This is a genomic window from Sediminibacillus terrae, assembly GCF_009602435.1.
Lineage (GTDB): Bacteria > Bacillota > Bacilli > Bacillales > Amphibacillaceae > Sediminibacillus > Sediminibacillus terrae.
Window position 1 is genome coordinate 108,313 of record NZ_VZDQ01000023.1, and the last position, 14,633, is coordinate 122,945.

Below are 14,633 nucleotides of genomic sequence, written 5' to 3' on the forward strand. Positions count from 1 at the left end.
CTGCTTCCTCCTTTTTGTTTTCATCCATCAAAAAAACCCCTTTCTAAGAGAAAGAGGTTTATCATCTAAACATGCATCAGCCCTTTCTCTTATCTCGCAGTATCGCTACTGCAGGAATTAGCACCGTGCTTTAAGCGGTGAGAACCGCGGCGCAGTTATACGCCCCATTTCACAATGGTATTACAGTCGGTTGCCGGGCTTCATCGGGCCATTTCCCTCCACCTGCTCTTGATAAGAGACAACTTCATTTATTTTGTTTTCACTTTAATTAGGAATTATAGTAACAATGGATTTGCAAACTGTCAACAGATATTTCAGAATATTTTTTCTTCATACTCTGGACTTGTTCCACTCCCTGGGGTCAGTCCCCCACACCAGTCCCCCACACAATTAACACTGCGTCACGCTAACACGACAGTGTAGTGGGGGACTGACCCCCTTCTTCATTCGTAGCTTTTTTCGAGTTCGTCGATCAGGCTGGCAACATAGGAGACGGCCTGGCGGATGGCATCGGGCTTTTCCATGTCGACACCTGCTTGTTTAATTAGATCGAGTGGTTTCTTGGTACCTCCTGCTTTTAAAACGTCAAGCCAACGGTCGATGGCAGGCTGTCCTTCCTCGAAAATGGTTTGTGAAACAGCCGTAGAAACCGTCAATCCTGCCGAATACGTGTAAGAATAAAGACCCATATAGTAATGTGGCTGGCGCATCCAGGTCAAGGTCGCTCCTTCATCAATCTCAACGCTGTCATCCCAAAACTCTGATAATACAGCGGCTTTTTGACCGGATAAAACGTCGGCTGTCAATGGCTCGCCGGATTCTGCAAGCTGATAGACCCTGCGCTGAAAAGCTCCTTCCAGCAGATGGGTGACGAAGTTATGATAATAGGTGCCAAGCAGCTGTAAAATGACCCATCTTCTCATCCGGGTATCATCAGTATTCGATAACAAATGGTTGCCAAGCAGCATTTCGTTCATCGTCGAAGGTGCTTCGATGAAATAGGTAGATGGTCTGGAATTGGTCAGGCGTTGATTTTTGCCAGCCAGATAAAAGTGACCTGCGTGTCCGAGTTCGTGGGCGAGCGTAAAGGCTCCACGCATTTGATTGGTCCAGGTTGTCAATATATAGGGATGAACGCCATATGGACTGGAGCAAAATGCACCGGTCGATTTTCCGATGTTGTCGGCATAGTCGATCCAACGTTCAGATAATGCTGTTTCCATAATGCGGCTATATTCGGGTCCCATCACCTTTAGAGCTTCCAATACGGTTTCGGCCGCCTCTTCATAACTGGTTTCCGGATTGAAATCAGGGTCGAGCGGGGCTTTTAAGTCATGGAAGGCCATTTTCTCCAAACCGAGTACTTGCTGCTTCAACTTGGCAAATCGGCGCATATGCGGAGCCAATTCCTCTAGAAGAATATCCAACTGGTTATGGTACATTTCCTGTGTCACTTGCTGTGGGGCCAGCAGCATATCGGTGACGGAATCATAGTTGCGCAGCCTCGACATCACTACTTCCTGATTGACTTTTGTGGCATAGGTAGCAGCAAACGTGTTTTTAAACTGTTTTAACGTTTTGACAAAAGAATCATATGCATTTTTCCTAACCACAGCAGATGGGGAGGCTTCGTAATTGGCTTCATATAGGGCAAAGGAATTCGGTTGATATTCTCCATTATCATTGGGAAAAGGCACAAACTGCATGTCTGACAGCTTGCTCCGATTATAAGTAGTATAAGGAGAACGGAATAAAGAACCCAAAGAAGCTAGAGCCGACTCTGTTTCCGCTGACAGGGTATGCGATTGTTTTTCTTTTAAATCATTTACGTATTTGGAGAAAGGAATAAGCTTCGGTTCATCATCGAAATATTGATTGAGTTTCGCTTCCGGAACGGAAATGATTTCGATTTCGACGAAGGAAAGAACCGCGTCGATTTTTGCCAAAACATCGCTTACCTTTGCTGCATTCGCCTGGTTGGTACTGTCGGTACTGTCAGCTGATTGCCTTAAGTTTGCATAAGTGGCAACTCGTATTACCCGTTGCAACAACTTTTCGCGGGCTTCTAAACAGTCTCGGAGTGTTGCAGCATTTTCTCCGATTTTCCCCTGATACTGAGTGACTTCAGGTAAACTTTGCTGGACTGCACGTAATTCCTCTTCCCATTCATCCCTTGAAGCGAATAAATCGGTTAAATCCCAGGTTGCTGCATCAGGGACCTGGTCACGGCTAATACGTTGGTGGTTGGTCATTAACATGTCCTCCTAAAATTGTTGATTAGATCGGTTCAATCGGTTTATTTCTTTTTATCTAGTTTGAGAGCCGGGAACCGCTTTGGCAACTTACTTTCCTTAATATGGGCGACCGACACAATCGTTTAGCTGATTTCCTTTTTCGATGTTTTTGCCAGCTCCTGCAAAATGACCTCCACAGCTGTGTTTAAATCGTTCAACGACCAGGAAGGAAGCTTCGGATTCGCCAGTGCCAGCTCGTGGTGGGCGGGCATATGGATAAATCCTGTTCGGCAATCGATGTCGCTGGTTTCGATATAGTGGCTGGCTGTGTACATGATTTGATTGCAAAGATAAGTACCTGCTGAATTAGAGATGCCGGCGGGAATGCCTGTTTGCTGAAGTGCTTTCACCAGGTTTCTGATTGGCAGAGTGGAGAAATAACCATCAGGGCCGTTGTCGGCTATTTTTTTGTCCTGATAGCTGTTCCCGACATTATCCGGTTCTCCGTCCATGCAGTTGATGGCGACCCGTTCCGGTGTAATCTGGTTGCGGCCGGCAGCCAAACCGAGGGAAACAATCATATCTGGCTGCAATTGGTCTACTTGGGTGATCAATTGTTTTGAAGCATTTTGAAAATCAACGGGCAATATATGACCGATTATCTCCATGCCTAAAAGTGTTTTCCCTGCGAACTTTCTGGTTACAAGCTCGGTTGGATTTTCACTCATCCCCAAAAACGGTTCAAAACCTGTTAGTAATATCTTCATGAATAAAACCTCTTCTCCTAATTATAGATAGTGATCAAACCAATCCGTGATTTCGTTAAGGCGGCGAATACGCAGGGAAGGATCCCCGCTGCGGGATAATTCATGGTTAGAACCCGGGAATCGCACAAATTTTGTCGTTTTGTTTTGGTGTTTAAGAGCGACGTATAGCTGTTCGCCTTGTTCGATGGGACAGCGATAATCTTTTTCACTATGCAAAATCAACAGCGGTGTCTCAATATCCTTTACATAGCGAAGAGGAGAATGTTTCCACATGCGGTCCGGATCTTCGAGTAAATTGGTTTTTAGCTCCCAATCAGTAAAAAAGTACCCAATATCACTGACTCCATAGAAGCTGATCCAATTACTGATGGAACGCTGTGTAACAGCAGCTTTGAAACGATTTGTATGTCCGACGGCCCAGTTCGTCATAAATCCGCCATAGCTCCCCCCAGTGATTCCTATACGGTTTTCATCGATCCATTTATAATGGGATGTTGCATAATCTACAGCATCGAGAATGTCCTGGTAGTCTTTTCCTCCATAATCCCCGCGCACCGCATCGACAAAGTTCTGACCATAGCCATGACTGCCGCGGGGATTGATGAACAAAATGCCGTATCCGGCTGCGGCAAGTACTTGGAATTCATGCATGAAGGCATTGCTGTACATGGCATGCGGACCACCGTGTACTTCCACGATAAGTGGGTGCTTTTTTTCCTTTGTAAAACCAACAGGCTTCATCATCCAACCATGCAACATTTGACCGTCTGAAGCTTGAAGGTGAATCTCTTCAGCTGGAGAAAGCGTTCGATCATCAAGCCACTTGTTGACGGTTGTCAGCCGCTTTTCATCGCCACCTGATTTTGGAACAAAATAAAGGTCGCCCGGTGTCATTTGATCGCTGACAGCGATGACGGCATTTCCTTTATTGTCCAATTGAAAAGCATAAATTTGCCTGCGTCCACTGGTAACTGTGGATACTTGTTTTTCCATGCTTACTTGATAGACAGAAGTGTTCCCATTCTGGCTGCCCAAAAAGTATAGTCGATCCTGCTGCTTGTCCCATAGGGCGCCCTTCCCTGCGGTACCTGTTCCCATATCATTGATGGCAACATCGGATGCCTGTACATCCCAATCGTCTGTCAGGCAAGTAAGCTGCTTGCTTATTCGGTCCAATACCCAAACCCTGGTAAGTGTTGCTCCTGCATAGGTCAAATCGTGTCCCAATAGAGATAGCTTGTTTCCGTCAGGGGCGTAATTCGGCTGGATGAACATCCCGATGCCATTAGTAAGTCTGGTCAAAATCCCATCCTTCAGGTCGTATTCAAAAATGTCTGAGACGAAGGAACGATCGGGATCATCTGTACGATTGGCACTGAAAGCAATCCGGCTACCGTCAGGAGAAAAGCTGCCAAACTGGTGGTCGAATTTTCCGCTGGTAAGCTGCACGGCTTTCTCGTCTCTGAGATCCCATAGGACCAGTTGTTGAGAGGTATCACGTAAAAGTCCGGCATCATCCGATTTATATTTGAGGCGTGTAGTAGCGTAAGCTCCTTTGCTGTCCTCCTCGTTATCTTTTACATCGGCTTCCTCTTCCACGCTGTCCTGGTCGGAAAGGGGAACCTTGAGCAGCAGTTTATGTCCATCTGGTGAAAAGACGGGCTGTGAGGCACCGTGTTTGAAATTAGTGAGCTGTTCAGCTTCCCCACCCCTGAATGAAATTTTCCAAACCTGTTGTTTGCCGGATCGGTTCGAAGTGAAAACAATTGTTTGTCCGTCGGGGGACCAGCGTGGTTGGTAGTCCATGCTATCCCCATGAGTAAATGGAATGGTTTCGTTTGTCGTTAAGTTGACGACATATAAATTTGACTGGTATTTTTTCTCTTCGCTAATCGTTCGGATTGCATAAACGACCCAGTTTCCGTTAGGAGAAAGCTGGGGATCAGAAAGAAAGGAAAATTTTAATAAATCATCCGCAGTGATTGCTTTTGTCCTCATTTGTTTACCATCCTCTTTTTAAAAGTTTCTGCTTGTCGCTGTCTGTCGTACCAACATCCACGTGGCCCTAAGACCAACCCACTCGTTGACAAAGATCGTCAGCCATTATTACTTTATCCGGGAACCGTGCATACGCTTTTCTATGATATATTTTGCCGGTTTATTCATGACCCTCCATACTATACTTGCTGTCCCTCTATAAATGTTTTCTCTACCTTGCTTTGTAAATCGAAAGGACTCCCACTCCATAAAACGAAGTCGGCATCTTTGCCTGCTTCCACCGATCCGACGCGGCTTTCCACACCTAAATGCCTGGCAGCATCCATAGTAATGGCACGCATGGCTTGAGTCTCGCTCAGTCCTTTTTTGACAGACATGATGGCACTAGTCATCAAATGTTCGATGGTGATTACCGGATGGTCGGTAGTGATGGAAAATGGTACACCGGCTTCTGCTAAAGCAGGAAGCGTATGCCAGCCTTTGTCGGACAACTCTACTTTCGAGCGAGGGGTCATGGTCGGACCAGAAGAGACACGGACACCATGCTCCGCTAGATAGGGTGCAAGCAAATGTCCTTCTGTACAATGTTCGATTGTCACGTCGATGGAAAACTCCCGTTTAATCCGTAAAACGGTCACGATATCATCCGCACGATGGGCATGGACACGCAAAGGGATTTCCTTGTTCAATACTTTTGCAAGCTGTTCGTAGGCCAAGTCCCGGTCGGCAGTGCCAGCTTTCCGTTTGGCTATGTAGTTCTCCGTTTCGATGAGTTTTTTGCGCAGGATGGCGGCGACTCCCATTCTCGTTACAGGCATTCTTCCTTTTTCCCCATGGAACCGTTTCGGATTTTCCCCTGTAGCAGCTTTCAATCCGGAGGGGGTGCGGATGACCATTTGATCGACAATTGTTCCAGCCGTTTTTAGGACACACATTTCGCCGCCGATCACATTGGCACTTCCGGGCATGACTTGCACCGTCGTCACCCCGGCATTCCGGGCATCGGAAAATCCCTTGTCGAACGGGTTAATTCCATCGATGGATCGCACTTCGGGCGTGGCCGCATGGCTAGTTTCATTGAAATCCTGCCCTTCTTTTCCGATTCCTTCCTCATGGACACCTAAGTGGGTATGTACATCAATCAGTCCGGGTGTGAAAAACTTGCCATGGGCATCAATTGTCTGGGTTCCTTCTGGTATAACCAACTGTCTGCCAATCTCTAAGAACTTCCCATTTTCGATTAAGATTGTAACGTTTTCCAATTTTTGACCTGTCCCGTCGACACCTGTCACATTTGTAATGGCTTGCATGCAATTTTCCTCCTAAAAATTCAAAATAATCATTGATTTCTGAAATCTTTCTTTATATAATGGCCTTTATACAATTCCTTGTTACGATAGTAAATCAAAAGAATATTATTGTAAATAATCTTAATATTTAAAAATGGTATCATAAAAGAGTAGTAACACAGAAAAATAGTACGAAAGTCGGTGGTTTAGTGAAGTATCAAATCGATGAATTAGACCGTGGGATTATCCGAATATTATCCAAGGATGGCAGAATCCCTTTTTCGGAAATTGCCAATCAATTAAACGTGACAGAAAAGACCATCCGCCTGCGGTATAAGAACCTTGTGCAAAACGACATTATTGAAGTAGTAGGTGTCGTAAACCCGATAGCGCTAGGTCTGAAGGCGGGAGCCATTATTCAAATCAAAACGGCTCAAGGCCGGTGTGAACAGGTGATGGAAGAATTGAAGACCATGAAGGAAGTTAGATTTATTACCATGACTTCCGGCCCTTATCCACTATTGATTCAAATCAATGTGCAAAGTCAGGAGGATATCAGGGAGAGTATTTTGCAGTTGGATAAGATTGAAGGAATCGTTGAAATCAACACGATTATCCAACTGGAGAACTACAAAAATACGTTCGAGTATATTTAGGGGGAATGGATGTGCTGCAACATTTAAAGATACTGACAAGTTTGCTTGGACCGAGTGGTTATGAACATGAAGTAAGTAACTACTTAACCGACTACTTAAAAGAAAGAACAGATACCGTTTCGGTGGACGCACTCGGAAATGTGACAGCCAGAAAGAAAGGAAATCGACCGGGTCCTGTTTTGTTATTGACAGCTCACATGGATGAAGTAGGATTTTTAATCAAAAAAGTGGAACCAAATGGACTGCTCCGTTTTGAAAAGCTGGGAGGAAACGATGACCGTAATCTACCGGCCCAGCCGGTCAAGCTGTTGGGCAGGGACTCCGTCGTTGACGGCGTGATTGGTACGTTGTCTGCCCACTTTGCAAAATTTGATGATGCCGTTTCGGTTAGAAATCATCGGGAGTTGTACATTGATATCGGGGCAGCTTCTGAACAAGAGGTCTTGGAAATGGGGATAGAGGTCGGAACACCCGTTACCTGGGGAACGGAATGGAAGTTGCTTGGACCACCAGATAAACAGCAAATCCGTGCTAAATCGCTTGATGACCGATCAGGTTGTGCTGTATTGCTACAAGTTTTGGAGGACCTGGAGGGGACAGCTTTTTCGGGTGAGTTGATCTTTCTTTTTACCGTCCAGGAAGAAGTCGGATTGCGTGGTGCCAAAACGGCGGCACAACGTATAACCGCTGATGCTGCTTTAGCAATCGATACGACAGCGGTCAGCGATACACCTGAGAATCCGATGGATAACAGTCTTGGTTTAGGCAGGGGAGCGGGTATCAAGGTGATGGATGCAAGCCTGATTGTCCACAGTACCATAAAACAGTTGCTGATCGATCTTGCCCAAAAAGAGCATATCCCTTATCAATTGGAAATTTTCACCGGCATCGGAACTGACGGGGGAGCTGTCACTTATGCAAACAAAGGGATTCCGACGGGTGTCTTGTCGATTCCGTCACGGTACACCCACACTGCAGTGGAACTGATCGATCTGGGGGATGTGATGGCGGTAAAAGATATAGTGAGGACTGTCATTTTGCAAATGGACGAACAACAGTTCTTTTCTTTTAGATAACTTTCATGCTTTTCACACATCGTGCTTGTGGTTTTCAGGTAGCGTTTTTCCATATCGCAGTGTTAGCAATCAACTTTCCAAAAGAATTAAAAAGGCACATTTAATATTAATTCGCAGCACATCTTTTTTTTTATAAATAAAAGTTAGAAAATTTAAAATTGAAGAACTATTCAGGGGGGATTCGATGAAAATTTTTATTTCTGCCGACATGGAGGGAATATCCGGAGTGGCGACCAATCAGCAATTAAAAACAAACGCAGAATATCAGCGCTTCCGAAGACTAATGACGGCGGATGTAAACGCAGCAATCGAAGGGGCTTTCCAGGGAGGGGCAAAAGAAATTGTCGTAGCTGATGGTCACGGAAATATGTCCAACATCTTAGTAGAGGATCTTGATCGGCGAGCGAGACTTGTCTCGGGGAACAATCGCGTGATGTGTCAACTGGAAGGCCTGGACGATAGTTTTGATGGCATTATGTTCGTTGGCCATCATGGAAGAGAAGGCGGCTCTGAACGAACGGTGATCAGCCATACGCTTGCCGGAGTTTGTGTAAATGAGATGAAAATCAACGGCCGAATCGTCGGGGAAACAGAAATGAACAGTCTTGTAGCCGGGAAGTTCGGTGTGCCTGCTATCTTCATCAGCGGAGATGACGCTTATGTTCAGGAAGTAAAGACCTCCTTTCCTCAAGTAGAGGCCGCGGTCACGAAACGGGCTGTCGACCGTTTTGCTGCAGAGTTGATTCATCCCGAGGCAGCCCGAAAGGAAATTCGAGAAAGAGCGGAGGCGGCAGTAAAAAAAGCGGGAAGTTTCGAGCCGGAAACCATTACTGGTCCTACTACATTTGAAATTGAGATGAAAGGACCGCAGCAGGCACAGATGACCACCACTCTGCCGACCGTAAATTTGATTTCTCCAAAGCGGATCCGATTCACTTGTAACGATATCGTCACCGCGTACAAGCATATGTGGGGTTGTGTCATTATCGCGATGACAGCGACAAATGGTGTGTTGGGACAGGTGAATGCCTGATTGAATATTAAATTGATCATCGACTGATCTCCGGAGGTGAAAAGATGTATATTTTTAAACGGTTGATAACGATGCTGGTAACTATTTGGGTAATCGCGAGTTTGACATTTTTCATCATGAAAATCATACCGGGAGATCCATTTGCATCAGATGCCGACGTGCTACCCGAGGAGGTTTTGCAAAATATTCGTGCAAAATACAACCTCGATGAACCCATTCCGGTGCAATACGCCCTCTATATGAAGGATTTGGCAACATTCGATTTAGGGATCTCGATTGAGTCGGAGTCCAGAACAGTCAACGGAATCATTTGGGATGGCGCCCCGGCTTCTGCCTTGCTAGGAACACAGGCAATGGTGATTGCGCTTGTCTTCGGTTTATTGTTGGGAATTGTGGCTGCATTAAACCATAACAAAATGCTCGATTATTTTTCCATGTTCATCGCTATTGTAGGTATATCGGTTCCGAGTTTTATTTTGGCTCCTCTGTTGATCAACTATTTTGCAGTCGATTGGCAGTTACTTCCGGTCGCTTCCTGGGGTACATGGCAGCATTCCATCTTGCCTTCTGTCGCCCTGGCAGCTACTCCGCTAGCGGTAATCGCCCGCTTTATGCGTTCGAGCATGCTGGAAGTGATGAACCAAAATTATATCAAGACAGCCGATGCCAAAGGACTTCCGACGACCAAACTGGTCATCAGACATGGCATCCGAAATGCCATTCTGCCTGTTGTTTCCTTTATCGGGCCGTTATTTGTGGCATTGATCACGGGAACGTTCGTCATTGAAAAGATTTTTGCTATACCGGGAATCGGGCGTTACTTCGTCGATAGCATCTTCAACCGGGATTATCCGGTGATCATGGGTACGACGATTTTCTTTAGCTCCATCCTGGTGTTGACACTATTCTTAATCGATATATCCTATCGGTTTATTGATCCGAGAATAAAACTAACAAGTGGAGGGGATTAACTTGGAACCTAACCAAGTAGATGATTCATTGTTCCGCCCCTTGTCAGCTGAGCGGAAGCAGTCAGACCCGATCCAGCGACCAAGTATGAGTGTCTGGAAGGAAACCACTATCAATGTTTTAAAAAATAAAATGGCAGTACTCGGTTTTTCCTTACTACTCCTCATTATCATTTTTGCGATTTTCGGACCGAAAATGGTGGCTTTTTCACCTTCGGCCCAGAGTCTTACCGATACAAATCTTGCTCCATCAAGTGAGCATTGGTTTGGTACAGACGACCTTGGCCGTGACGTTTGGTCGCGAACCTGGTATGGAGCGAGGGTATCCTTGACAATCGGTCTGGTGGCGGCCGCGATAGACATATTGCTTGGCGTAACGATTGGCGGGATTTCCGGTTATATGGCGGGGAGGGGCAAGACAGGAGATCGTGTTGACGGAGTGCTGATGCGAATTGTAGAAATTTTATATGGCATTCCTTATCTTTTGGTTGTTATTTTATTGATGGTCATCATGGAGCCCGGTATTACGTCGATTATCATCGCCCTGTCTGTGACAGGGTGGGTGGGAATGGCCCGGATTATCCGTGGACAGGTTTTACAGCTGAAGTCACAAGAATATGTACTGGCTGCAGAAAAACTGGGAACCTCTCATCCCAAAATCATTTGGCGCCATCTCATCCCGAATACAGCAGGAATTATCATCGTCAATTTAACCTTTACCATTCCACAGGCGATTTTTGCCGAATCGTTTTTAAGCTTTCTCGGACTGGGGGTGCAAGCCCCGTTTGCCAGTTGGGGCACGATGGCCAATGATTCGTTGGGCGTTATTCTTAGTGGTCAATGGTGGCGGTTGTTCTTCCCGGGTTTTATGATTTCCCTGACAATGTTTGCTTTTAATGCATTCGGCGATGGGCTGCAAGACGCTTTGGATCCAAGAGCACGAAAATAGGAGGTGGGCATATGGACCATTTATTAGAAGTGAACCATCTGGAAGTGAACTTTAAGACATATGGCGGTGAAGTCAAGGCAGTCCGTGATGTTTCTTTTCACGTCGATAAGGGTGAAATTATGGCAATCGTCGGCGAAAGTGGCAGCGGCAAAAGTGTCACCGTTCAAACAATCATGGGCCTGATTCCGATGCCGCCTGGTAAAATCAACAATGGAGAAGCATTGCTGCATGGCCAAGATTTGCTCAAGCTTACGAAAAAACGGATGCAAAAAGTGAAAGGATCGAAGTTGAGCATGGTCTTCCAAGATCCAATGACCTCACTCAATCCAACCATGAAAGTCGGTAAGCAGATCGAAGAAAGCATTACGACCCATCAAAGGATTGGAAAAACAGAAGTCAAAAAACGGGCAATGGAAATGATCCGTCTCGTCGGTATTTCCAACCCGGAAGAAAGGTACAATCAGTATCCGCATGAGTTCAGTGGTGGAATGCGACAGCGAATCATGATTGCAATCGCACTTGCCTGCAGGCCAGAACTATTGATTGCCGATGAGCCGACAACAGCACTTGATGTAACGATTCAAGCGCAAGTATTGGACTTGATGAAGGATTTAAAAGAAAAAATGAATACTTCGATTATTTTGATTACCCACGATTTGGGCGTGGTAGCTGAAACAGCGGAACGAGTTGCTGTCATGTATGCCGGTGTCATTGTCGAATCCGGTACGGTTGAAGAGATATTCAGCAATCCACGCCATCCTTATACATGGGGATTACTTGAATCGATACCTGATGTCAACAGTGAAAAAAAAGAGCGACTGATCCCCATCGAAGGGTCACCTCCCGATTTATTTTCACCACCCAAAGGTTGCCCGTTTGCACCCAGATGTAAATATGCAATGGATGTCTGTGTCGAAGCGATGCCGCCAGGTTTTGAAGCAGAGGAAGGGCATCAGGCGAAATGTTGGCTGAATGACCCGCGTACTCCGGATGTCGAAGACTTGATAGCGGCCGGGAGGGAAGAATATTGACCGAAACCATCATACAAGTAGAAGGAATTAAGAAGCATTTCCGGCTTAATAAAGAACAAACAGTGAAGTCAGTCGATGACATCTCCATTTCCATCCGCAAGGGTGAAACATTCGGATTGGTTGGCGAAAGCGGAAGCGGAAAATCGACATTGGGGAAAACCATCGTCGGCCTGCAGGACCCCACTGCCGGAAAAATACTTTACAACGGTAAAGATGTCAGCAGCTTAACAAAACAAGAAAAGAAGGATGCCAATCGGGAAATTCAAATTATTTTCCAGGATCCACAGGCATCCCTTAATCCAAGGATGAGAGTCGGCGATATTGTTGCCGAAGGAATCGATGCACATGGGCTGGCCAAAGGAAAGCGGCGTGAAGAACGTGTTTACCAATTGCTGGAGCGGGTCGGTTTAAGACCAGAGCACGCAAAACGGTATCCTCACGAGTTTAGCGGCGGGCAGCGTCAACGGATAGGGATTGCACGTGCTTTGGCTGTTGAACCTAGTTTTATCGTTGCCGATGAACCTATTTCTGCTTTGGATGTATCCATCCAGGCCCAAGTGGTCAATCTGCTTGAGGATTTAAAAAAACAGGAAGATCTGACCTATCTGTTTATTGCTCATGACCTGGGGATGGTCAAGCATATCAGCGATCGGATCGGCGTCATGTACTTGGGTAGGATGATGGAACTGGCTGATAGTGATGCATTGTTCGCTGATCCACTCCATCCCTATACACAGGCATTGCTTACAGCCATTCCAGTAGCCGACCCGCAGGCGAAGAGAAGGGAAAGAATCGTCATTAATGGTGATCCACCGAGCCCTGTTGATCCGCCAAGTGGATGCCGGTTCCGGACACGTTGTCCATTTGCGATGGATATTTGTGCGGAAGTGACTCCGAAATGGACAGAAGTTAAGCAGAATCATTGGGCATCATGCCATCTTTACCAACAATAAGGGAGGAATTTTCATGAAAAAATGGTTGTCAGGAATTTTATTGGTATTGACTGCAGGCTTTATACTTGCTGGATGTAGCAGCGAGGGGGCAGCAGATCAAGGTTCCGCGGAGGATGTCGATCAGGAGATCGTGGTCAATGCGATGAGCGAGCCTCCGGATTTAGATCCGGCTCTAGCCACAGATACGACATCTGGCTGGGTGCTGGATCATGTGTTTGAAGGACTATACACCAAAGACAAAGAGGGGAACCCGGTACTCGGGACAGCAAGTGATGTTCAGGTATCAGATGATGGGAAGACCTACACGTTCACCATCCGGGAAGATGCTACATGGTCTGACGGGTCTCCAGTGACCGCTCAGGATTTCGAGTATGGATGGAAACGTGTGTTGAATCCGGACACGGGTAGTTCATTTGCCTTCTACATGTACTATATTAAAGGTGCGGAAGCTTATAACAAAGGCGAAGGCTCTGTTGATGATGTCGGAGTCAGAGCAGAAGATGAAAAGACATTGGTCGTAGACTTGGAAGCACCACTCGGTTACTTTGACGAATTGCTTACCATGTGGACCTTCTATCCTGTCAAAAAGGATGTTGTCGAGTCAGATGCCAATTGGTCTGCCTCTGAAGATTCGTATGTAAGTAACGGGCCGTTCAAGCTGACGTCTTGGGAGCACGACAGCCAAGTGGTAATCGAGAAAAATGAAGAATACTGGGATAAAGATGTCGTCAAACTCGATAAAGTCACTTATGAAATGGTCAATGACGCCACGACTTATTATCAAATGTTCAAGACAAATGAATTGGATTTGATTCAAACGTTGCCAACCGATGTCATTGATCAGGAAAAGGATTCAGAAGAGTATAAAGAGACGCCTTATTTCGGAACGTACATGTACATGTTCAATGTGGACAAAGAGCCATTCACCAATGCGAAAATCAGACGAGCTTTTTCTTTGGCAGTAGATCGTACGTCGCTTACTGAAAATGTATCCAAAGCTGGAGAAACACCTGCTTATGCTTTTGTGCCGGAAGGAGTAGAGACACCAGAAGGAGACTTCCGGGAAACAGGCGGTGCCTATTTTGAAGAGGATGCCGGGAAAGCGAAGCAATTGCTTCAAGAAGGAATGGAAGAAGAAGGCTGGGACGAGCTACCGGAAGTAACGCTGCTGTATAACACATCCGAGAATCATAAGAAGATAGCGGAAGCAGTCCAGGAAATGTACAGTCAAAACCTTGGAGTAGATATTAAATTGTCTAACCAAGAGTGGAAAACATATTTGGATACAACGGAACAAGGCAACTTCCAAATGGCAAGAATGGGATGGATTGGAGTTCTCGTAGATCCTGTTGTCATTCTCGATTACTATTTGGGAGACAGCCCGAATAATCGGACAAATTGGATCAACGAGGAATATGACGAGTTAATTGCACAGGCTAAAGTAGAACAAGATGAACAAAAACGGTATGATCTACTGCATCAGGCAGAAGAAGTATTAATGGAAGACTTACCGTTCAATCCGATTTATCATTACACCAATACGTATCTAACCTCGCAAAACTTCGAAGATATCGTTTATCCGGTCAATCGGTATCCTTATTTGAAGTGGGCACAAAAGGTTTCTGAATAATAAACCGGATGCAGAAGGGGATCGATCGCCGATCCCTTTCTTGCTTCCT

12 protein-coding genes and 1 riboswitch are annotated in these 14,633 nt (G+C 45.8%); of the genes, 8 read left to right on the forward strand and 4 right to left on the reverse strand.

Features of this window, described 5'->3' with window-relative positions:
* Nucleotides 1–86: 86 nt before the first annotated feature.
* A riboswitch (SAM riboswitch) is annotated at nt 87–238 on the reverse strand.
* Between the two features lie 205 nt (nt 239–443).
* The 4 genes from pepF to F6X55_RS09635 form a co-directional block, all read right to left on the reverse strand.
* Nucleotides 444–2,258 (reverse strand): oligoendopeptidase F, encoded by a 1,815-nt coding sequence (gene pepF, locus F6X55_RS09620; protein ID WP_153462934.1) that lies wholly within the window; start codon nt 2,256–2,258, stop codon nt 444–446.
* A 119-nt stretch (nt 2,259–2,377) separates the two neighbouring features.
* Complete coding sequence (locus tag F6X55_RS09625) at nt 2,378–3,001, reverse strand: pyroglutamyl-peptidase I (RefSeq protein ID WP_153462936.1); 624 nt, start codon at nt 2,999–3,001, stop codon at nt 2,378–2,380.
* A gap of 21 nt (nt 3,002–3,022) precedes the next feature.
* Nucleotides 3,023–4,999 (reverse strand): S9 family peptidase, encoded by a 1,977-nt coding sequence (locus F6X55_RS09630; RefSeq protein WP_153462938.1) that lies wholly within the window; start codon nt 4,997–4,999, stop codon nt 3,023–3,025.
* 179 nt (nt 5,000–5,178) lie between these two features.
* On the reverse strand, nt 5,179–6,309 hold the full coding sequence (locus tag F6X55_RS09635; RefSeq protein WP_153462940.1) for an amidohydrolase: 1,131 nt from the start codon (nt 6,307–6,309) through the stop codon (nt 5,179–5,181).
* A gap of 188 nt (nt 6,310–6,497) precedes the next feature.
* Here F6X55_RS09635 and F6X55_RS09640 point away from each other — a divergent pair, with 188 nt between their 5' ends.
* The 8 genes from F6X55_RS09640 to F6X55_RS09675 all read left to right on the forward strand — a co-directional run bounded on the left by F6X55_RS09640 (nt 6,498) and on the right by F6X55_RS09675 (nt 14,584).
* Complete coding sequence (locus F6X55_RS09640) at nt 6,498–6,944, forward strand: Lrp/AsnC family transcriptional regulator (RefSeq protein ID WP_153462941.1); 447 nt, start codon at nt 6,498–6,500, stop codon at nt 6,942–6,944.
* Between the two features lie 11 nt (nt 6,945–6,955).
* The gene (locus F6X55_RS09645; RefSeq protein WP_371069013.1) at nt 6,956–8,020 is read left to right on the forward strand and encodes a M42 family metallopeptidase; all 1,065 of its coding nucleotides are present in this window, start codon (nt 6,956–6,958) and stop codon (nt 8,018–8,020) included.
* 184 nt (nt 8,021–8,204) lie between these two features.
* Nucleotides 8,205–9,053 (forward strand): M55 family metallopeptidase, encoded by an 849-nt coding sequence (locus F6X55_RS09650; protein ID WP_153462945.1) that lies wholly within the window; start codon nt 8,205–8,207, stop codon nt 9,051–9,053.
* Between the two features lie 44 nt (nt 9,054–9,097).
* Nucleotides 9,098–10,024, forward strand: a complete 927-nt coding sequence (locus F6X55_RS09655) for an ABC transporter permease (RefSeq protein ID WP_153462947.1) — start codon at nt 9,098–9,100, stop codon at nt 10,022–10,024.
* A 1-nt stretch (nt 10,025) separates the two neighbouring features.
* Entirely contained in the window at nt 10,026–10,970 is a 945-nt protein-coding gene (locus F6X55_RS09660) for an ABC transporter permease (RefSeq protein WP_153462949.1), read from the forward strand.
* 11 nt (nt 10,971–10,981) lie between these two features.
* Nucleotides 10,982–12,001 (forward strand): ABC transporter ATP-binding protein, encoded by a 1,020-nt coding sequence (locus F6X55_RS09665; RefSeq protein WP_153462951.1) that lies wholly within the window; start codon nt 10,982–10,984, stop codon nt 11,999–12,001.
* On the forward strand, nt 11,998–12,954 hold the full coding sequence (locus tag F6X55_RS09670; protein WP_153462953.1) for an ABC transporter ATP-binding protein: 957 nt from the start codon (nt 11,998–12,000) through the stop codon (nt 12,952–12,954). Before F6X55_RS09665 ends, F6X55_RS09670 begins: the two co-directional genes overlap by 4 nt.
* Before the next feature lie 13 nt (nt 12,955–12,967).
* A complete protein-coding gene (locus F6X55_RS09675) occupies nt 12,968–14,584 on the forward strand; it encodes a peptide ABC transporter substrate-binding protein (RefSeq protein ID WP_153462955.1) in 1,617 nt (538 codons plus the stop codon).
* Nucleotides 14,585–14,633: the final 49 nt, after the last annotated feature.